Genomic DNA, 19,827 nt, shown 5'->3' on the forward strand with positions numbered 1-19,827 from the left:
GGCGAGCGCAGTGTCGGGCGATAAGTCGAGCGCGAAGTCGGGTGAGAAGCCGGCTGAGAAGTCGGTGAAGACCGGCAGCCGTCCGCCGATCGTGCCGCTGTTCGTGGCCGGGTTCCTCGCGATGATCGTCCTGCGGACCACCGGGGTGCTGCCCGAGCGGGCGCTCGACCTGGCCGCGGACGCCCAGGGGCTGCTGCTGGCCGCCGCGCTGTTCGGCCTGGGCAGTGCGGTGCACCTGCCGACCATGGCCCGCACCGGCGGGCGGATCGCCCTGCTCGGACTCGGGTCCTGGGTGGTCGTCGCGGGCGTCTCGTACGTCGGGGTGCTGGTCACGACCTGACGGACCCGGGTGCGGACTCGGCTATTGTCGGGCAGGTGCCCGCCCCGTCCGTACGGGGGCGGCACCGCAGCCGAGTTCGCCCGAGTCCACCAAGGGGGACGGATGACCACCGCACTGCCCGAACGCGACGGCCACGAGGCCGTCGTCACCCTCGACCGGCGGGAGGGCCCGTACGGCGAGGTGGTGCTCCGGCAACGCGGTCGGGACTTCGAGATCATCGCCAACGGCTGCTTCCTGATGGACACCGCCGACGGGCGCTCGGAGCGGCTGCTGATCCAGGCGGCGCTGGACGAGCTGGACCGCACGGGCGGCCCGGTCGAGCGGCCGTCGGTGCTGATCGGAGGCCTCGGGGTCGGCTTCTCGCTGGCGTACGCGGCGGCCGAGCCGCGCTGGGGACGGATCGCCATCGTCGAGCGGGAGACCGCGATCATCGACTGGCACCGGACCGGCCCGCTCGGCGCCTTCTCCGACGGTGCGCTGGAGGACGCGCGGGTCGAGGTGCTCCACACCGACCTGCTGGAGTACCTCGCGGCGGCGGACGGCGAGCGCTACGACGCGCTGTGCCTGGACATCGACAACGGGCCGGACTGGACCGTCACCGAGTCCAACGACGGGCTGTACGGCGCGGACGGGCTCGCGGTGCTGTGGCACCGGCTGCGGACGGGCGGGGTGCTGGCGGTGTGGAGCGCGCAGCCTTCGCCGGCCTTCGAGGAGGCGCTGCGGGCGGTGGGGTTCTCGGACGTGGTGACGCACGAGATCCCGGTCGCCCGGGGGGTGCCGGACGTGGTGCACCTGGCCCGGCGGGCGGACTGAGGGCGCGCCGAGGGCCGGCTGAGGGCGGACGCGGATCGGGCCGGGTGCGGCCGGATCGCGGGTGAACCCGGCTGTGGTGGCCGGTGGTTGGCGCCTGGCGCGTCAACTGCTGTCGGCACCACGGCTGTTGAACGGCAGGTTGATGGTGGGATCGGGTGGCTGAGAGCGGGAGTCCCTCGGAGCGGATCGCGGCCGAGCTCCGACGTCGCATCGCGGCAGGGGAGTTGGCGCCGGGGGCGCGGGTGCCGTCGACCCGGCGGATCACCCAGGAGTGGGGCGTCGCGATGGCCACGGCGACCAAGGTGCTGAACCGCCTCCGGGAGGAAGGGCTCGTACGGGCCGTTCCCGGGGTGGGCACGGTGGTGGCCGGGAAGGCAGCTCCGGAGGAGGTCCGGGCCCGGGAGCCGCGGCGGGAACCGGCGCGGGAAGCGCGGCCGGTGGCGGAGCCGGCCACGGCGCCGACCGCGGCGCGGCGGGTGAGAGCGGGCGGCGAGGGTGAGCTCACCCGGGAGCGGATCGTCGCGACGGCCGTCCGGGTGGCCGACGAGGAGGGGCTGGCGGCGCTGTCGATGCGCCGGGTCGCGACCGATCTGGGCGTCGCGACGATGTCGCTCTACCGTCATGTGCCCGGCAAGGACGAGCTGTTGCGCCTCATGACGGACGTGGCGTTCGGGGAACAGCCGCTGCCCGAGCCGCCGGCGGAGGACTGGCGGGAGGGGCTGGAGACGGTCGCTCGGCTGCAGTGGCGGATCTACCGGCGTCACCCGTGGCTGGCCTCCACGATGTCCTTCACCCGGCCCGTGCTGGCGCCGGACGCCGCAGTGCACACCGAGCGGTCGATGGCCGCCCTGGCGGGGCGGGGTCTGAGCGGCGAGGAGATGGCCCAGGCGGCCGTCGCCCTGGCGGCGTTCGTGTGCGGGCTGGCCGTCCACTTCGAGCGGGAGGCGCAGGCCGAGCAGGACAGCGGGCTGTCCGCGGAGGAGTGGATGGACCGGGTGGAGAGTGAGGAGCACGCCCGGCTGATGGCGGATCCGGAGCGGTTCCCGATGTTCGACGCGATGAACCGGGGGCCGGAGATCGACCTGGGCCTGGAGGCGCTGTTCGAGTTCGGGATGGCGCGGATGCTGGACGGGGTCGGTCTGATGATCGAGCGGCGGGGGCAGGGGGCGGCGAACAGCTGACAGATGACAGGTAACAGATTTCAGATTTCGTTCGCTGAAATCTGTCAGCTGTTATCTGTCGGTTGTTACCTGTCAGCCGTCAGCTGTCCGTTGACGGCCGTCACCCGTTCGCGGTGACGGCGCGCAGCGGCTTCCCCCGCCTCCGGCTCAGCCGAACGGGCGGTTCTGCGGCTCGGCGTCCGCTTCCTCCGCCGACTCCGGTTCGGGAGCCGACAGGTCCGGGAGACCCCCGATGGCGAAGGGGTTGAAGTCCGGCGGCGGGACCATCACCGGCGTGCCCTTGCCCGGAGCCGGCTCCTCTGCCTCCCCGCCCTGCCCCGAACCCCGCTCCGCCTCCGCGGCGGGCGGTGCCTGGGCCGGGATGACGGGCGGGGTCGAGGGCGGCGGCGGGACGGCCGGGCCCTGGGAGGGGAGAGTCGTGCCGAACGGGTCGGCCTTCTGCTCGGCCGCGACCGTGGTGCCGAACGGATCGGCGACCGGAGCCGCCCCGGCGGGCCGGGTGGCGGGCGCGTCGCCCGACACGTCCGGGACGCCCCCCATGGCGAAGGGGTTGAAGTCCGGCGGCGGGACCATCACCGGGGTGCCCTTCGGTCCGCCCTCGGCGTCCGGTGCCGCCTGGTCCCCACCGGCGGCGGGGACCTCCGGGGTCTCCGCGACTGGCGCGAAGGGGTTGAAGTCCGCGGGAGGCACCCGCACCGGTGTGCCGCGCAGGTGCACCGGCCTCTCCTCCGGCGCCTCCGCCGGGGCCTCCTCGACGGCGGCAGCAGGCGACGGGGTCGGGGCGGGAGCGGGCGCCGGGGTCGGAACGCTGCTCACCGCGGCGGCCGGGACGGCGGCCGCGGTGCCCGGGACCGGTACGCCGTCCCAGCCGAACTGGATGCTCTTCAGCAGCTCCGCGAACGCCTCCGTGTACAGCTCCCAGTCCTCCGGCCGTGCCGTGGACAGCTGGGCGCACAGCACCGTCCCGCCGTCCGGCAGCGGCACGAAGGCCTGGACGGCCGAGGTGACCACCCAGCGCCGCTGTCCGTCGGCGGCCAGCGGTCCGGGTACCGGGACGGTCCGGCCCTCGACCAGGACGGCGGCCGGTCCGGCCGGCAGCAGTACGGTCCACACCTCGGCGTGCCGCCGGACGGTGGCCAGCTCGGTGGCGAGCGCGGTGATCGGCAGCGGGTGCCGGGCGAGCGAGACGACCAGGGCGGCGTCCGAGGCGCGGTCGTCCAGCTCCAGGGCGCAGACGCCGGCGTACACGACGCCCGCGTCGCGGATCAGGTCGGCCAGGGTGGCGGAGATCACCGCGAAGTCGCGCCGCGGCTCCGGACCGGTCGCGCTGAACAGCTCCTCGGCGACCTCGGCCAGGTGCCGGGCCAGCTCATCGGCGGCCGCCACGGTGGCCGGGGCGCTCCCACCGCTCGCACTGCCGCCGCTCGCACTCCCACCGGTCGCGCTGCCGCCGGTCCGGTCCGTGCCGTCGGGCAGCGGGGGCACCGTACGGGCGGAGACGCCGGGCGGGCCGCCCGGGGAGGTCAGCGAGTGGAAGCCGGGCGGTACGACCAGCCGGACCTCGGCGCCCGCGCCGGTGGGCAGTTCGACCGGCTGGCGGGTCTGCTGCCCGGCCGCCAGCGCGGCCAGCGCGGGGGCGAACGGCGGACGCAGCTTGGCGTCGGCGAACTCGCCGGTGACCGGGAGCTGGAACAGCGCGGCCGAGGTGGTGCCCCGGTCGGCGATGGCACCGCGCACCGCGCCGCCGCCGTACCGGGCCTGGAGCGCGGTGACCACCCGGTCGGTGAGCCGCGCGCCGGTGCCCGGCCGTCCGGTGCCCGCGGTGGTCACCGTGCCGAGCCGGTCGAGGGCGGTGTGCACCGGGCCGTTGGGGGCCAGCGGCAGGGCGAACAGCGCCTCGGCGGCGGGGTGTTCGGCCGTCCGCAGGGCGCTCAGCGAGGCCGCCGGGTGGCGCGAGGTGTGTTGGTCGAAGAGGGCGTCGGTGAGGGTGCCGAGGGTCGCGCAGACCTGCTCCGCTGCCGCGAAGGGATTGGCCTCCACGCTGAACTGGACGTCCTGGGTCACCTGGTGAGCCCCCCGCTCTGCTCCGTCTGCTGTCGGTGGTTCGGGTGGGACCGGCCCCGGCGCGGCGGCGCGCCGTCAGATCCCTGCTCATTCCTATCAGAGCCCACTGTCCTGACCGAACCGCAGGATCACCCGATGATCACTTGGACGGTCGGCGCGCGGCGACGAGTCCGGCGCCGACCCCGGTCACTGCTCCGCCGGGCACGGTTACCGCTCCGCCGGCCCCGGTCGTCGATCCGCCGACCGCGAGGGTCACTCGGCGGCGGCCCCGGTGGCCGGCGCGGACCCGTCGTCGGGGGTGCCGGCCGCGAGCGCGGTGACCGCCTCGACGATCCCCGGCACGGCGAACAGCCCCGCGAGGTCCCGCACCAGGCGCCCGGTCGGGCCGTCGGGGCGCTCGTCGGCGAAGAAGGAGGCCAGTTCGGCGGCGAGCGCCGGCTCGCGGGCGGCGGTGAGGGTGAGCGCCGCGACGAACTCCTGCACCAGGTGCAGCTGGAGTTCCGCCAGCGGCACCGAGCGCTCGGACAGCCACTCCAGCGAGGTGATCTCGGCGTTGGCGATCCAGGCCCGGACGGTCAGCCGCAGCCCGACGCTCGGCGCGGGGATGGCCAGGTGGGCCAGGATCTGCTCCTGGGCCGCCCGGCGCACGTCGTCGATCACCGCCGAGGTGCCCGCGCTGGCCGCCACCGAGCCGCCGCGCAGCAGGGCGGCGAAGCCCGGCCCGTGGCTCTGCACGAAGTCCAGGTAGCGGCCCATCACCCGGTGCAGCCGCTCCGACAGCGGCCCCTCCATGGGCTCCTCGAACCGCGCCGACAGCTCCTGCCCGGCCCGCCGCAGCGACTCCTCGTACAGCGCCTGCTTGCCGGGGAAGTAGTGGTAGACCAGCGGCCGGGAGGCGCCCGCGGCGGCGGCGATGTCGTCGATCGATACCTCCTCCGGCGGCCGGCGGCTGAACAGCTCCAGCGCCACGGCGATCAGCTGCTCCCGCCGCTCGTCCACACTCAGCCGCCGACGCGGCCGCCCGCCCGCCGCCCCGGCGGATGCGGAGGTCCGTGCTGCGTGGTCGGCCGTCGGAGACGGCGTACGGGAGGCCATGCGCGCCACCCTAGTTCGTCGCGGGCCCTCCGGTGGAGCCTGGGGCGCGCCGCCCGTCGGCCCGCACGCCGTCTCCGAAGCCCGCACGCCGCCCCGCACCGCGAACCGTCAGCCCCGAGGCCTCGGCGGCGCTAGGCGGACCGGAGCTCCAGGTAGCGGCGGTAGGCCTCCAGGCCGTCGGGGACGAAGGTGTCGCGGGTGAGGCGGTCGGCGAGTTCGGCGGGGGTGAGCCAGGCGTGCCAGGCGACCTCGGACTCCTGGGGGGAGACCGGGCCGTCCCACTCCGCCTCGTACATGTCGCACCACCAGGAGAGCCGGTCCTGTTCGAAGAGGAACTTGAACAGGGGCCGCGGGGTGACGCCGTGGACGCCGAGTTCCTCCTCGGCCTCGCGGACGGCGGCCTCGGCGTAGGTCTCGCCGGAGCCGACCACGCCGCCGACGAACATGTCGTACGCGCCGGGGGCGAACAGCTTGGTGTCGGTGCGGCGGTGGACGAAGATCCGTCCGGCCGGGTCGCGGACCAGGATGAAGACGCAGCGGTGGGTGAGCCCGCGCCGGTACACCTCGCCGCGCAGGGCGGTCCCGATCACGCGGTCGTGCTCGTCGACGATGTCCAGCAGTTCCTCGGCAGGGTTGGTCATGGGGGACAGGTTAGGGTTTCGGGGCTCGGTTCGAACGAATTCGATCGAAGAAGGATCGAAGGAGATCGAAAACGAGCGCACATGGCATGAGAAGCAGCGGAACTGGTCGAGGACGGCACACGGTGGTGGAGATCTGGGGCGAGACGGCCGAGGGGTTCGAGCCCGTACGGGAGGCCTTCGCACGGAACTTCGCCGACTACGGCGAGCTCGGCGCGGCCTTCGCGCTGTACGTGCGCGGCCGCAAGGTGGTCGACCTGTGGGGCGGCGACGCCCGGCCGGAGGTCGGTGGCCGGCCGGCGCCCGCGGTGCCGTGGACGGCGGACACCGCCCAGGTGCTGCGCTCGGTCACCAAGGGCCTCACCGCGACCGCCGCGCTGCTGCTGGTCGAGCGCGGCCTGCTCGACCTGGACGCCCCGGCGGCCTCGTACTGGCCGGAGTTCGCGGCGGCCGGCAAGGGCCGGGTCCCGGTGCGCCAGCTGCTCTCGCACCAGGCCGGGGTGCCCGCGCTGGACGTGCCGCTGCGGCTGGAGGACGTGCTCACCTGGGAGCGCGCGGCCGCCGCCGTCGCCGCTCAGGAGCCCGCCTGGGAACCCGGCACCGCGCACGGCTACCACCCGTACACCTTCGGCTGGCTGGTCGGCGAGGTGGTGCGCCGGGTGAGCGGCCGGACCATAGGCCAGTACTTCGCCGAGGAGGTCGCCCGGCCGCTCGGGCTGGACCTGTGGATCGGGCTGCCGGCCGGCGCCGCGCCCCGGGTCGGCAAGCTGGTCGACCTACCGGCCCCGGAGGCGGCGCGGACCGGTCCGAGCGGGCTGCGGCTGCGGCCCAAGCAGTCCGTCCGGGACGCCTACCAGGACCCGGCCTCGCTGACCGCCCGCTCCTTCGCCTCGGTGCGCCCCGGCGTGGACCTCAACGACCCGGCGGTGCAGGCCGCCGAGATCCCCGGGGCCGGCGGCATCGGCACCGCCCGGTCGCTGGCCCGGTTCTACGCGGCGCTGATCGGCGCGGCCGACCGTGCGGACGGCTCCGGCGCGCTGCTGCCGCCGCTGCTCGGCCCCGAGGTGCTGGCACGCGCGGTCGGGCCGGCGGTGAGCGGGCCGGACCGGGTGCTGATCGTCAACTCCACCTTCGGCCTGGGCTTCTGGCGGCACGGTCCGACCGCGCCGATGGCCTCCCCGGCGAGCTTCGGCCACCCGGGCCGGGGCGGCTCGCTCGGCTTCGCCGACCCCGACCTGGGGCTGGGCTTCGGCTACGTCACCAACGGCATGCAGCCGGGTGTCACCGGGGACGTCCGCTCGCGGAACCTGATCCGCGCGGTGCGGGGGTGCCTGGGGCTGGACCGGTAGCCCCGGGGTCAGCCTGTAGCCCCGGGCCCGGCCGGTAGTCCCAGGCCTGGCTGGTGGCCCCGGGCCAGGCCGGTCGCTTCAGGCCTGGCCGGTCTCGAAGCGGCGGATCTTCCCGCCGTCGACGGTGAAGCGCCACGCGGTGCGCATCGTGCCCCAGGTCTCGTTGGTGAACTCGGCGACCAGCGCGTGGCCGCCGTGCGACTCGGTCTGGACGGCCATCCGGCCGTTCGGGCCGAAGATCTCCCGGTCGACCCAGTCCGCCAGGTCGCGCTCGGACCCGTCGTCGGACATGGTCGCGTCCGCGGCGAGCAGCGCGAAGAAGGCCTCGCGGTCGCCCGCGTTGACCGCGGTGACGAAGGCGCGGACGGCGGGGTCGCTGAGTTTCGTGGGGGCGATGGTCACGCGGGACTCCCGGATCGGGGTTGGGGTACGGGGAGTCCTGTCTACGGCTTTCGCGCGGGCCGTCCGGGCATGTCGGCGGCGCGTCGGTGAATTGGGCGCATTCATGTGCTTTGATCCCCGGAACAGGCGAATCGCCCCGGAGCCCGCCACGGGGAGTGGCGAGGAGCGGGAGGCCCCGGTGGGCCTCCCGCTCCGCTTCGCTTCCCAAGGGAAGCCGACTTCCTAGAAGAAGCCGACCGCGTCGGGGGAGTAGCTGACCAGCAGGTTCTTGGTCTGCTGGTAGTGCTCCAGCAGCGCCTTGTGGTTCTCCCGCCCGATGCCGGAGTTCTTGTAGCCGCCGAAGGCCGCGTGGGCCGGGTAGGCGTGGTAGCAGTTCGTCCAGACCCGGCCCGCCTGGATGGCGCGGCCGGCCCGGTGGGCGGTGTTGAGGCTGCGGGTCCAGACGCCCGCGCCGAGCCCGTACTGGGTGTCGTTGGCGAGGGCGACGGCGTGGTCGAAGCCGTCGAAGCGGGTGACCGAGACGACCGGTCCGAAGATCTCCTCCTGGAAGACCCGCATCGAGTTGTCGCCCTCGAAGACCGTCGGCGTGACGTAGTACCCGCCGGCCAGCGCGCCGCCGAGGTCAGCCCGCTCGCCGCCCGCCAGGAGCTTGGCGCCCTCCTCCTGGCCGATCTCGAAGTAGGAGAGGATCTTCTTCAGCTGTTCGACACTGGCCTGGGCGCCGACCTGGGTCTCGGTGTCCAGCGGGTCGCCCTGGCGCATCGCCCGGACCCGCTCCAGGCCGTCGGCGAGCAGCCGCTCGTAGATCGCGGAGTCGATCAGCGCGCGGCTGGGGCAGGTGCAGACCTCGCCCTGGTTGAGGGCGAACATCGCGAAGCCCTCGACGGCCTTGTCGTAGAAGGCGTCCGAGGCGGCGGCGACGTCCGCGAAGAACACGTTCGGGCTCTTGCCGCCGAGCTCCAGCGTGACCGGGATCAGGTTGTCGGCCGCCGAGCGGGCGATCAGCCGGCCGGTGGTGGTCTCGCCGGTGAAGGCGACCTTGCGGACCCGGGGACTGGCGGCGAGCGGGGCGCCGGCCTCCTCGCCGAAGCCGGTGACGATGTTGAGCACGCCGGGCGGCAGCAGGTCGGCGGTCAGTTCGGCGAGCAGCAGCACCGAGGCCGGGGTCTGCTCGGCGGGCTTGAGCACCACCGCGTTGCCGGCCGCGAGCGCCGGGGCGAGCTTCCAGATCGCCATCAGGATCGGGAAGTTCCACGGGATGATCTGGCCGACCACGCCCAGCGGCTCGTGGAAGTGGTACGCCACGGTGTCCTCGTCCAGCTGGGAGAGGCTGCCCTCCTGGGCCCGCAGCGCACCGGCGAAGTAGCGCAGGTGGTCGACGGCGAGCGGGAGGTCGGCGGCCAGCGTCTCGCGCACCGGCTTGCCGTTCTCCCAGCTCTCCGCGACGGCCAGCCGTTCCAGGTTGGCCTCCATCCGGTCGGCGACCCGCAGCAGCACCTGCGCGCGCTCGGCGGCCGAGGTGCGGCCCCAGGCCGGGGCGGCGGCGTGGGCCGCGTCCAGGGCGGCCTCGATGTCCTCGGCGGTGCCCCGGGCGACCTCGGTGAACACCTCGCCGGTGACCGGGGTCGGGTTGCCGAAGTACTCGCCGCGCACCGGGGGCGTCCAGTCGCCGCCGATCCAGTGCTCGTACCGGGAGCGGTAGGCGACGATGCTGCCGGGGGTGCCGGGGGGCTGGTAGACCGTCATGCTCGGTGTCTCCTCGCTGCGTCGGGTGCCGTCGGCGCGGCTCGGGCCGCGGGCGGCACGCCGGACCGCCCGGTCAGGGGGCGGTCCGGCGGGAGGGGTGGGACACGCCATCGGACCGGCGCCCCGCCGGGCGCCCGCCGTCGAGCACGATAGCCGCCCGGCGCCCGGCGCGGCTACGGTCCGTACGCCGGGCCCGTACGGAGGGTGTGTCCGCCGGCCGCTCCCGGGGGCGTGCCGACGGGAGTCCGGAACCGATCACCGCGGGTGCCTCGGGCCGGATCTGCCAGAGGTGCCCGGAACCGGATCGCTGCGGGGCGCGCGTTCCGGCCGCGTTCCCGCGGGGTGCCGCCGCACGCCGCCGCGTGGCCCGGACGGCGCTCCCGAGGCGGGCCGCCGTACGCCCGTCGGGCGGTTCGGGGCGGACGCCGGTCAGACCGCGTGGTACCGCCCGGTGCGGGCCTCCCAGCTGAGGTAGCCGGCCAGCCAGGTCAGCAGTCCGTCCGCGTACCGCTCGGCGATCACGCGTTCGATCCGGGAGAGGCCCAACTCGCGGTGGACGTCCGGCAGTCGGTCGCGCAGCTCGGCGCAGCGGTCGACCATCAGCTGGGCCTCGGCGATGACCGCCGCGCAGGCCTCCTCGGCCGAGCAGCACCGCTCCCGCTGGACGATCATGACCAGGTTGTTCACGTCCCCGCGCGGCGCCTCCAGCGGGTAGGAGCGCACGTCGTTGCTGAGGGACGGTATGTCGGCGGCCAGCTGGCGGAGTTGGCGCAGCACCGGGTGGTGCAGGACGGCGGCCGGGACCTCGAACTGGCCCAGGCGTTCGACCATGTCGAAGATGGTCTCCATGGCCGCGGTGCCCCGTCGGAGCTCCAGGTAGCCGTCGCGGTCCGGCGGCCGGGTGGAGATCCGGCCGGCCGCCTCGGCCGGGTGACTGGCCAGGTAGTACTCCCAGTTGTAGGCGGCGCGGGCCTGCCAGCGGGCCGGCATGCCCTGGACGCTGCGGTCCCACAGGTCGGCGAACGCGGTCTCGACCGGGGAGTCCTGGTCGGGGCGGGCGCCGTGCAGGACGGCGATCAGCCGTTCGCAGATCGGGGCGACTTCGGCGGGGCGGCGGCCGAGCGGGCCGTCGAACTGGTCGTCGAAGAGGAAGTAGAAGCCCATCAGGTCGGCGGCCAGGGCGAGTTCGTCCGGACCGGCGTCCGGGTAGCCGAGCGCGGCGAGGTCCACCACTTCCCAGTGGGCGTAGCCGGGGTGGTCGGCGTCGGGTAGCAGGGGGTGGCGGATGAGCCAGTCCCGGTGCAGTGCGGTGGCGCGCGGGCCGTGCGGACTGCGGCGGTGCGGGAACGGAATCTGAAGTGAGGTGTCGTCAGACATCGGACTCCCGGTGCAGCGGAGGTTGGGGGCGCTTTTTGTTCGAGCGCTGATGGTGGGGGGAGTTGACGCGGCGAGGCGCGGGCGGTGGGGGTGGGTTCCGCAAGATCATCCGAACCTCGAAGGCCGTAGGGTATCTGATGCAATGATCGGACGTTAGGGATATAGGGCAGTTGCCCTTGACAAGCCGCCCGAACCCTCACCGTCCGCCCCAGCCTGCACGAATGCCCCACGGGAACGGCCGCGCGGCGCTAACCTCGGCTGCACGCAGTGATGGAGCTGTGACGCGAGCGGGCGAGGCGGAGGCACGACGGTGACCGAGCAGGAGAACGCAATTCGGGCGGGTGCTGGTTCCGCCCACGAGGGCGACGGCACCGCGCCCCGGGTCCGGCTGCACGACCGCGACTCCGAACTGCGCTCGGTGGAGGCCGCCGTGGACCAGCTCTGCCGCGGCTTCGCCGCAGGTGGCACCGAGATCGGTGACCTGCTCACCTTCTCCGGCCGCCCCGGCATCGGAAAGACCAGTCTGTTGCACGAGGTCCGGCGGCTCGCCAAGCTCCGCGACGGCGCCACCGTGCTCTTCGCCCGAGGCGGAGAACGGCAGTTCAAGGATCCGTACCACGTGCTGCGGCAGCTGCTCCAGCCCGTGCTCAGTGACCTGCCGCCGGACGTGTTCGCCCAGGTCATGGGCACCTGGGAGGAGGTCGTCGGACCGGCCATGGGCCTCAAGCAGCCCAAGGCCGGCGCCCGCCGCCTCGACCCGTAGGGCGTGCGCGACGGCCTCGACTACGTCCTCACCCAGCTCGCGCCGCGCCGGGCGCCGATGGTGATGATCGTCGACGACCTGCACTGGGCGGACGGGGAGTCACTCTCCTGGCTGACCAAGTTCGCCATCCGATCGAGTGAACTTCCCGTCCTGCTCGTCTTCGCCTTCCGGGAGGACGAGAGCGACTGGCCCACCGAGACCCAGGAATTCCGCCGGGCCGTCCTCGGACTCAAGGCGCGCAGGCACGAGCTCAACCGCCTCAACCTCAGCTCGGTCACCGACATGATCCGTGCCGAACTCGGCGACAAGGCCGAGGAGGCCTTCTGCTACGAGTTCTGGAACGTCGTCAACGGCAACCCGTTCGAGGTCATCGCCCTGCTCGACCAGGTCCGCGACCAGGAGCTCGAACCGGTCGAGGAGAACTCCCGACAGCTGCGCGAACTCGCCGTCGACGCCACCGGGATGACCCTCAAGAGCTGGCTGGACCGGCTCGGCGCCAGCACCCTGCGGTACGCCTGGGCCTGCGCGATGCTGGGCACCGACATCCGGGTCGACCTCGCCACCCGGATCTCCACCCAGAGCACCGAGGGCGCCCGCGAGTCCATCAAGCAGCTGCGCAAGCAGCGCGTGCTGACCCAGACCCCCAACGGGAACCTGGAGTTCGTCCACCCGCTGATCGCCAGCTCCATCTACAACACCATGCCGGACGCCACCCGCCTCGGCATGCACGGCATCGCCGCCGCCGAGATCGAGAACGCCGGACTCGGCCTGCTCGCCGCCTCCCGCCACCTGGTCGAGACCCACTCCGGCGAGGGCGACGACCGGATCGTCAAGAAGCTGCGCCGCGCCGCCATCGAACACCAGCTGATCGGCGCTCCCGAGGCCGCCCAGCGCTGTCTGCACCGCGCGCTCAACGAGCCGCCCGCCGACGAGATCAAGGCCGAGGTGATGTACGAACTCGGCTGCTCCGCACTGCTCACCGACCCCGTCGCCACCGTCAACCAGCTCAAGCTGGCCCTCGACCCCGACGAGCTGCCGCTGCGGCCCGAACTGCGCGTGGACGCCACCTTCCGGCTCTCCGAGGTGCTCGCCCACGCCGGTGAGCTGGGCGAGGCCGCCCTGGTCTGCCAGCGCGAGGCCGAGCAGACCGTCGACCCGGCCGGGCGTCAGCGGCTCCAGGCCGCCTCGTTCATGTGGCACGCCTTCCGCAAGTCCGAGGAGGACGGCCCGGGCCGCTCCGCCCGGCTCGGCGAGATGTGCCGGAGCCTGAACGGCAAGGAGGCCTCCGCCCGGGCCGTACTCGCCATGCGCGCCTGGGACCTCACCCTGCGCGGCGCCCCGTCCGCGGAGGCGCTCGCGCTCGCCGACGAGGTCCTCGACGGCGGGCGGCTGCCCAAGGGCCTCGGGTGGACCGACACCACCTGGGGCTTCGAACTGCCCTCGATGCTCTGCCTCACGTACATCTACAACGACCGCATCGCCCAGGCCGAACGGCTGGCCGCGGACGCCATCATCCAGTTCGAGGTGGCCGGTTGGAGCGGTGCCCACCGGGGCTTCGCCTACTTCCTGATGGGCCTGGCCCGGTTCCGCCGCGGCCTGCTCGCCGAGGCCGAGGACTTCCTGCGCCGGGCGCACCGCATCTCCGAGCGGATCGGGGACATGCTGCCGCTGGCCTGGGACGCGGTCGGCGTGCTGGTCGACACCCTGCTCGCCCGCGGCCGGATCGATGAGGCCTGGCAGCTGGCCAACGACTCCGGCTTCCACCCGCCGTACCACGCGACCGCCATGGTGCTGCCGGACGCCGCCTCGTTGTACGGCAAGCTGCTGGTCGCCAAGACCCGCAACGCGGGCGCGGCCGCCGCGCTCACCGAGGCCGGCTCCCAGCTGGAGATCCGCGGCTGGCGCAACACCGTCTGGGCGCCCTGGGCCGGCCACCTCGCCATCGCGATCGCGGGCGACGAGCCCGAGCGTGCCCGGGAGTACGCCCAGAAGGCGGTCCATGACGCGCGGGCCTTCGGCACCGCCTCGGCGATCGGCAGCGCGCTGCGGCTGTACGCGCGGATCGAGCACGGCCGACAGGCGGTCGAGCTGCTGGAGGAGGCCGTGGCGTACCTCGGGCAGTCCCCGGCCGGATACGAGCACGCCGTCGCGCTGGTCGACCTCGGGGCCGCGCTGCGCCGGGTCGGTCGGCTGGACGACGCCCAGGAGTGCCTGTACCAGGGCATCGAGCTGGCCCAGCACTGCTCGGCGGAGGGGCTGGTCGACCGGGCGCGGCAGGAGCTCGCCAACTACGGCCTGCGGCCCAACCGGGTGGGGCTGCGCGACTTCCGGGACACCCTGGAGACGCTCAGCAGCTCGGAGTGGGAGGTCGCCAAGCGGGCCGTGCAGGGCGTGCCGCCGCAGCGGATCGCCGACGAGCTCGGGGTGCCGATCGGAATCGTCAACCGGCGGCTGGCGGCGGTCTACCGCAAGGCGGGCAGCGGGCCGGACGGCCTGGCCTCGGCGCTCGGGCTGCCGCCGCAGCAGCGGGACCTGGGGCGGCTGGGGGACCTGAACGACTAGGGCCTGTGTGATGTTGTGATCAATCTTCGGGTTCTGCCCCGCTCCGGGGCAGAACCCGGTAGGACTGTTGGATGTGACGCGCAGGCAACTCACCGACGAGCAGTGGAGTTTGATCGAGCCATATCTGCCGATCGGCAGGTTCGGGCCCTACCCCGAACGGCTTCGTGACCAGTTCGAGGGTGTGATCTGGCGGTTCCGCTCCAGTGCCCAGTGGCGGGAGATGCCCGAGGAGTTCGGCCCCTGGTCCACGGTCTTCGGCCGGTTCCGGGTCTGGCGGGACGCCGGCGTGTTCAGTGCCCTGCTCGAAGGCCTGATCGCCGCGGCCGCCCGCGAGGGGAAGGCGGACCTGTCGTTGGTCAGCGTCGACTCCACGACCGTCCGGGCCCACCACGACGCCGCCGGGATGCTCGTCGACGACGATGTCATGCAGGCCCTGGAGGAGGCCGCGCGCGAGCAGGAGACGGCCCGGCAAAAGGGGGCGGGCCACCGGAACAGAACGGACAGGACGAGCGCAGACGCATCCGACGGCGACGCGAACTCCGTTTGAAGCAGGCCAAGCTCGGCAGGTCACGGGGCGGGCTGACCAGCAAGGTCCATCTCGCCGCCGACCGCCGGTGCCGTCCGCTGGCACTCGTCCTGACCGCCGGGCAGGCCGGAGACAGCCCGCAGTTCGTCCCCGTGCTCGACAAGGTGCGCGTGCGCCTGCCCGTCGGCCGGCCCCGTACCCGGCCCGGCGCGGTCGCCGCAGACAAGGCCTACTCGTCCCGCGCCAACCGCGCCTACCTGCGTAAACGCGGCATCAAGGCCGTCATCCCGGAGAAGAAGGACCAGGCCGCCAGCCGGAAACGGAAGGGCAGCAGGGGCGGCCGACCCGTCGACCACGACACCGACCTCTACAAGGAGCGGAACACCGTCGAGCGCCTGATCAACAGGCTGAAGGCCTGGCGGGGCATCGCCACCCGGTTCGACAAGAAGCCCGAGAGCTACCTCGCAGGCCTCCACCTCCGCGCCTCCATGATCTGGATAGACGACCTCGTGCGACCACCCAACTGATCACAACATCACACAGGCCCTAGGGCCAGTCCCGGCTCAGAGCCCGTCCCGGTCCCCGTGCCAGCCCGGCTCGGGGCGGGCGGCCGGGGTGCCCAGGCAGAGCCCGACCGTCGTGGCGACCAGCAGCTCCAGCGCCTCCAGGGTGTCCGGGTCGGGCCGGTCGCCGGGGTTGCGCAGGGTCAGGTGGCGGGCCGTCAGGCCGTCGAAGCCGCCGAGGAAGTGGACGGCGATCCGGCGGGCGGGCAGTGCCAGGGTCAGGCTGTGGGCGGCCGCGAGGGCGTCGAGCATCTCGACGGCGGTGCCCTCGATGTCGTGCTGCATCTCCAGCATGATCTCCCGCATGTCCGGGTCGCGCAGCGCCAGCGCCCCGAACTCGCTCAGCAGCACGCAGTGCCCGTGCTCGCCGGTGGCGGCCTCCCAGAGCGCCTGCACCAGGGTGCGGACCTGCTCGCCGAACGCGCCGTCGCCCGGGGAGGCGGCGCGCACCTCGCCGACGAAGTCGGAGGTCAGCCGCTCGACGATCGCCCGGTAGAGGTCCTTCTTGGTGCCGAAGGTGTAGTGCACCGTCGCCTGCGCCACGCCCAGCTCGGCCGCGATCGCGCGGGTGCTGCCGGCCGCGATCCCCTCCCTGGTCATCAGGTCGATGGCGGCCTGGACCAGTTGCGGTCGGCGTTCGGAGGCGGGGACGTGTGCCATCCCGCCAGGGTAGCGCCATGGTCGGGCAACTGTGTCGCACGATCTTGTCGGCCAACTTTGTCACCCGACAAAGTTCGGTCTACGGTGGGACGCGACCTGCCCTGACCGACCCGAGGGACCGCCGATGGCCACGTACCTGTACCGACTGGGCCGCTTCTGCTTCCGGCGACGGCGGGCCGTCGTCGCCGTCTGGATCGCCCTGCTCATCGCCGTCGGCGGGGCCGCGGGCGCCTTCGCCGGCAAGACCACCGACGAGTTCAAGGTCCCGGGCACCGAGGCGCAGGCCACCCTGGACCGGATCAAGGACACCTTCCCGGCGCAGGGCCACGGCTCCGCGCAGGTCGTCTTCGCCGCCGGCGCCCCCGGCGGCATCGGGACGCCCGAGGCGGGCCGGGCGGTCGGCGAGGCCGTCGCCCGGATGGCCCAGGTGCCGGGCGTGGCCGCGGTGCCCGACCCGTACGCCACCGGCGCGCTCTCGCCGGACGGGAAGGTCGCGATCGCCCTGGTCTCCTTCGACCACAAGCTCGCCGACGTCACCGACGGGCAGCGCGAGGCCGTGAAGGCCGCCGCCGAGCCGGCCCGCGCGGCCGGGCTCGAAGTGGCCTTCGGCGGCGACGCCTACAACACCATGGCCCAGATCGAGGGCGCCAGCGAGGCGATCGGCCTGGTGGTGGCCGGGGTGGTCCTGGTGGTCACCCTCGGCACGCTGGTCGCCGCCGGGCTGCCGCTGCTGACCGCGCTGGTCGGCGTCGGCGTGACGATGGCCGGCCTGCTGGCGCTCACCGGCTCCTTCGAGATCATCACCACCGCGCCGGTGCTGGCCCTGATGGTCGGCCTCGCGGTCGGCATCGACTACGCGCTGTTCATCCTCTTCCGGTACCGCCGCCACCTGGACGAGGGCCTGGCGCCGGAGGAGTCCGCCGCCCGGGCCACCGCGACCGCCGGCAGCGCCGTCGTCTTCGCCGGTCTGACCGTGGTCGTCGCGCTCGCCGGGCTCTCCGTCGCGGGCGTCCCCTTCCTCACCGTGATGGGCCTGGCCGCCTCCGCGGCCGTCGTGGTGGCCGTCCTGGTCGCGATCACGCTGCTGCCCGCCGTGCTGGGCTTCACCGGCCGGGCCATCGACCGGCTGCCGGTCTGGAAGCGGGCCCTGGCCACCAACGGCCGCACCACCCTGGGCGAGCGCTGGGGCCGCTTCGTGGTCCGCCGCCCGCTGCCCGTCCTGCTGGTCGGGCTGGCCGGGCTGGGCGCCCTGGCGGTGCCCGCCGCGAGCCTGAACCTCGGCCTGCCGAGCGGCGGTTCGCAGGCCGCCGGGACGGACGCGCGCAAGGCGTACGACCTGGTGGGCGAGGCCTTCGGGCCGGGCTTCAACGCGCCGCTGGTGGTCGTGGTGGACGCCCACGGCGCGCCGCGGCCCGAGCAGGCGGTGCAGGGCGTGGCCGCGAAGCTCCAGACCCTCGACGGCGTGGCGACGCTGCTGCCGCCGACCGTCGACCAGGCGAGCGGCACCGCGCTGGTGACCGTCATCCCGCGGACCGGCCCGGACCACGAGGACACCAAGGCGCTGGTCAACGAGATCCGCGGCCAGAAGGCGGAGCTCAGGGCGGCGACCGGCGCGGACATCGCCGTCACCGGCACCACCGCCGCCAACATCGACGTCTCCACCAAGCTCGGCCAGGCGCTGCCGCCGTTCCTCGCGGTGATCGTCGGGATCGCGCTGGTGCTGCTGGCGCTGGCGTTCCGCTCGGTGCTCGTCCCGCTCAAGGCGGTGGCCGGCTTCCTGCTCAGCATCACCGCCTCGCTCGGCGCGGTGGTCGCGGTCTACCAGTGGGGCTGGCTGGACGGGCTGATCGACGTGCCCAAGGTCGGGCCGGTGGTGAGCTTCGTGCCGATCCTGCTGATCGGCGTGCTGTTCGGGCTGGCGATGGACTACGAGCTGTTCCTGGTCTCCGGGATGAAGGAGCAGCACGTGCACGGGGCGGCGCCGCGCGTGGCGGTCGTCGGCGGGGTGAAGAACGGGGCCCGGGTGGTCACGGCGGCCGCGCTGATCATGGTGGCGGTGTTCGGCTCGTTCGTCTTCGGCCACGACCCGATCGTCCAGCCGATCGGCTTCGCCCTCGCGGTGGGCGTGCTGGTGGACGCCTTCGTGGTGCGGATGGCGCTGGTGCCGGCCGCGATGGCGCTGTTCGGCCGGGCCGCCTGGTGGTTCTCGAAGCGGCTGGAGAAGGTCGTGCCGAAGGTCGACATGGAGGGCGAGCAGCTGATCGCCGAGCTGGAGAAGGGGCCGGCGCGGGAGCCCGCCCGGGTCTGAGACCCGGGGGCAGGTCCGGGCGTCCGGCGGGACCCGTTCCCGCCGGGCGCCGTCAGGTCTGGACGGGCAGCCGCTGCTCGAACCAGACCACCTTGCCGGTGCCCAGCCTGGTCGCGCCCCAGCGGTCCGCGCACCGGGCGACTATCTGCAGCCCGCGCCCGCGTTCGTCCTCCGGCCCGGTGCGGCGCGGGCGTGGCAGCAGCGGGCTGTCGTCGCCGACCTCGCAGCGCAGCCGGGTGGTGCGCACCAGGCTCAGGGTGACCGGCCGGGTCGCGTGCTGGACGGCGTTGGTCACCAGCTCGCTGACCATCAGCTCGGTCGCCTCGCTGAGCTCGTCCAGCCCCCAGCGGCGCAGCGTGTGCGCGGCCAGCCGGCGGGCCCGGCCCGGCGTCTCGTTGCGCGGCTGGAGGTACCAGTGCGCGACGTCCCCGGCCGGGATGCCGTCGAAGCAGGCGCCGAGCAGCGCGATGTCGTCGCCCCGGTCGCCGGGCGGCAGGATCCGCAGCGCCTCCTGGCACAGCTGCTCGGGGGACTGCCAGCGGGCGGCGGCGATCCGGGCGCGCAGCACCTCCAGGCCGTCGCTGATCGGGCGGGTGCGGGTCTCCACCAGGCCGTCGGTGAACAGCAGCAGCGCCGAGCCGGGCGGCGCGGGCAGTTCGACGGAGTTGAAGTCCACCCCGCCGACGCCGATCGGCGCCCCGGAGTCCAGCTCGACCAGCTCGGCGGTGCCGTCCGGGCGGACCAGCACCGGCGGGACGTGCCCGGCGTTGGCCATCACCACCCGGTTGGCGATCGGGTCGTACACCGCGTAGACGCAGGTGGCCAGGTGCTGTTCGCGGCCGAGCCGCTGGGCCTGCTCGTCCAGGTGGTAGAGCACCTCGTGCGGCGGCAGGTCGAGGGCGGCCAGGGTCTGGGCGCTGGTGCGCAGCTGGCCCATGATGGCGGCCGAGGTGAGCGAGTGGCCCATCACGTCGCCGACGATCAGGGCGACCCGGTTGCCGGGCAGCGGGACGGCGTCGTACCAGTCCCCGCCGACCTGCGCGCCGCGCTCGCCGGGCAGGTAGCGCTGGGCGATCCGGACGCCGTGCGACTGCGGCAGGCGCAGCGGAAGCATGCTGCGCTGGAGCTCGTTGGCGATCTCCCACTCGCGGGCGTAGCGCAGCGCGGTGTCCACGGCCAGCCCGGCCTGGGTGGCGAGGTGCGCCGCGGTGGCGGTGTCCGCGGCGTCGAAGACCGGGCGGCCGGTGCGTTCGGGAGGGCGGCGGATCAGTATCAGCAGCCCGAGCACGGCCTTGCGGCCGCGCAGCGGCAGGGCGAGGACGGAGGTGCCGGCGGCCAGCCGGGCCACCCCGCGGGTGCCGTACAGCTCGCGCAGCAGCGTCTCGGCGCGCTCGGCGGAGGGGGTGCCGAGGACGGCGGGGTCGGCGGGGCGGCGGCTCA

At 73.9% G+C, this 19,827-nt stretch carries 15 protein-coding genes and 1 pseudogene; 8 read left to right on the top strand and 8 right to left on the bottom strand.

Annotated elements, in window-relative coordinates; genetic code table 11:
* The 3 genes from AE652_RS02975 to AE652_RS02985 form a co-directional block, all read left to right on the top strand.
* On the top strand, positions 1 to 340 hold a 340-nt coding region (locus tag AE652_RS02975; protein ID WP_159028335.1), incomplete at its 5' end, for a putative sulfate exporter family transporter.
* A 102-nt stretch (positions 341 to 442) separates the two neighbouring features.
* On the top strand, positions 443 to 1,153 hold the full coding sequence (locus AE652_RS02980) for a spermidine synthase (RefSeq protein WP_049649508.1): 711 nt from the start codon (positions 443 to 445) through the stop codon (positions 1,151 to 1,153).
* Positions 1,154 to 1,308: 155 nt separating this feature from the next.
* Complete coding sequence (locus AE652_RS02985; RefSeq protein ID WP_049649509.1) at positions 1,309 to 2,334, top strand: TetR/AcrR family transcriptional regulator C-terminal domain-containing protein; 1,026 nt, start codon at positions 1,309 to 1,311, stop codon at positions 2,332 to 2,334.
* Between the two features lie 147 nt (positions 2,335 to 2,481).
* Here AE652_RS02985 and AE652_RS02990 read toward each other — a convergent pair whose 3' ends face one another.
* The 3 genes from AE652_RS02990 to AE652_RS03000 form a co-directional block, all read right to left on the bottom strand.
* Positions 2,482 to 4,398 (bottom strand): hypothetical protein, encoded by a 1,917-nt coding sequence (locus AE652_RS02990; protein ID WP_049649510.1) that lies wholly within the window; start codon positions 4,396 to 4,398, stop codon positions 2,482 to 2,484.
* Between the two features lie 252 nt (positions 4,399 to 4,650).
* On the bottom strand, positions 4,651 to 5,493 hold the full coding sequence (locus AE652_RS02995; protein ID WP_082345182.1) for a TetR/AcrR family transcriptional regulator: 843 nt from the start codon (positions 5,491 to 5,493) through the stop codon (positions 4,651 to 4,653).
* Positions 5,494 to 5,624: 131 nt separating this feature from the next.
* Positions 5,625 to 6,134, bottom strand: a complete 510-nt coding sequence (locus tag AE652_RS03000; protein ID WP_049649511.1) for an NUDIX hydrolase — start codon at positions 6,132 to 6,134, stop codon at positions 5,625 to 5,627.
* Positions 6,135 to 6,220: 86 nt separating this feature from the next.
* Between AE652_RS03000 and AE652_RS03005 the strand changes: the two genes are divergently transcribed.
* Complete coding sequence (locus AE652_RS03005) at positions 6,221 to 7,480, top strand: serine hydrolase domain-containing protein (RefSeq protein WP_199823034.1); 1,260 nt, start codon at positions 6,221 to 6,223, stop codon at positions 7,478 to 7,480.
* Positions 7,481 to 7,558: 78 nt separating this feature from the next.
* Here the strand turns inward: AE652_RS03005 and AE652_RS03010 are convergent, their stop codons facing one another.
* The 3 genes from AE652_RS03010 to AE652_RS03020 form a co-directional block, all read right to left on the bottom strand.
* Positions 7,559 to 7,882 (bottom strand): hypothetical protein, encoded by a 324-nt coding sequence (locus tag AE652_RS03010; protein WP_049649513.1) that lies wholly within the window; start codon positions 7,880 to 7,882, stop codon positions 7,559 to 7,561.
* A 222-nt stretch (positions 7,883 to 8,104) separates the two neighbouring features.
* The gene (locus AE652_RS03015; RefSeq protein ID WP_049649514.1) at positions 8,105 to 9,628 is read right to left on the bottom strand and encodes an aldehyde dehydrogenase family protein; all 1,524 of its coding nucleotides are present in this window, start codon (positions 9,626 to 9,628) and stop codon (positions 8,105 to 8,107) included.
* 429 nt (positions 9,629 to 10,057) lie between these two features.
* Positions 10,058 to 11,005, bottom strand: a complete 948-nt coding sequence (locus AE652_RS03020; protein WP_049649515.1) for a hypothetical protein — start codon at positions 11,003 to 11,005, stop codon at positions 10,058 to 10,060.
* 310 nt (positions 11,006 to 11,315) lie between these two features.
* On the opposite strand from AE652_RS03020, the gene AE652_RS43675 reads away from it, so the two are divergent.
* From AE652_RS43675 to AE652_RS43680, 3 genes and pseudogenes are all read left to right on the top strand, one after another.
* Complete coding sequence (locus tag AE652_RS43675) at positions 11,316 to 11,768, top strand: ATP-binding protein (RefSeq protein WP_049649516.1); 453 nt, start codon at positions 11,316 to 11,318, stop codon at positions 11,766 to 11,768.
* Positions 11,769 to 11,771: 3 nt separating this feature from the next.
* The gene (locus tag AE652_RS03030) at positions 11,772 to 14,330 is read left to right on the top strand and encodes an ATP-binding protein (protein WP_049649517.1); all 2,559 of its coding nucleotides are present in this window, start codon (positions 11,772 to 11,774) and stop codon (positions 14,328 to 14,330) included.
* Positions 14,331 to 14,403: 73 nt separating this feature from the next.
* Positions 14,404 to 15,383, top strand: a pseudogene (locus AE652_RS43680) (IS5 family transposase).
* 36 nt (positions 15,384 to 15,419) lie between these two features.
* On the opposite strand, the gene AE652_RS03045 reads toward AE652_RS43680, so the two are convergent.
* Complete coding sequence (locus AE652_RS03045; protein WP_063780039.1) at positions 15,420 to 16,079, bottom strand: TetR/AcrR family transcriptional regulator; 660 nt, start codon at positions 16,077 to 16,079, stop codon at positions 15,420 to 15,422.
* A gap of 124 nt (positions 16,080 to 16,203) precedes the next feature.
* On the opposite strand from AE652_RS03045, the gene AE652_RS03050 reads away from it, so the two are divergent.
* Positions 16,204 to 18,387, top strand: coding sequence for an MMPL family transporter (locus AE652_RS03050; protein WP_049649520.1), 2,184 nt, complete (start codon positions 16,204 to 16,206; stop codon positions 18,385 to 18,387).
* A gap of 52 nt (positions 18,388 to 18,439) precedes the next feature.
* Here AE652_RS03050 and AE652_RS03055 read toward each other — a convergent pair.
* Positions 18,440 to 19,827 (bottom strand): ATP-binding SpoIIE family protein phosphatase (locus AE652_RS03055; protein WP_049649521.1); only part of this gene is annotated, 1,388 nt, incomplete at its 5' end.

Origin of the sequence: Kitasatospora sp. MY 5-36, from assembly GCF_001182915.1 — a bacterium.
GTDB lineage: Bacteria > Actinomycetota > Actinomycetes > Streptomycetales > Streptomycetaceae > Kitasatospora.

Coding starts and splice junctions, on each gene's coding strand:
- AE652_RS03015 (WP_049649514.1), bottom strand. CDS start 9,628: ATGACGGTCTACCAGCCCCCCGGCACCCCCGGCAGCATCGTCGCCTAC.
- AE652_RS03000 (WP_049649511.1), bottom strand. CDS start 6,134: ATGACCAACCCTGCCGAGGAACTGCTGGACATCGTCGACGAGCACGAC.
- AE652_RS03045 (WP_063780039.1), bottom strand. CDS start 16,079: ATGGCACACGTCCCCGCCTCCGAACGCCGACCGCAACTGGTCCAGGCC.
- AE652_RS02980 (WP_049649508.1), top strand. CDS start 443: ATGACCACCGCACTGCCCGAACGCGACGGCCACGAGGCCGTCGTCACC.
- AE652_RS02995 (WP_082345182.1), bottom strand. CDS start 5,493: ATGGCCTCCCGTACGCCGTCTCCGACGGCCGACCACGCAGCACGGACC.
- AE652_RS03005 (WP_199823034.1), top strand. CDS start 6,221: ATGAGAAGCAGCGGAACTGGTCGAGGACGGCACACGGTGGTGGAGATC.
- AE652_RS03020 (WP_049649515.1), bottom strand. CDS start 11,005: ATGTCTGACGACACCTCACTTCAGATTCCGTTCCCGCACCGCCGCAGT.
- AE652_RS03050 (WP_049649520.1), top strand. CDS start 16,204: ATGGCCACGTACCTGTACCGACTGGGCCGCTTCTGCTTCCGGCGACGG.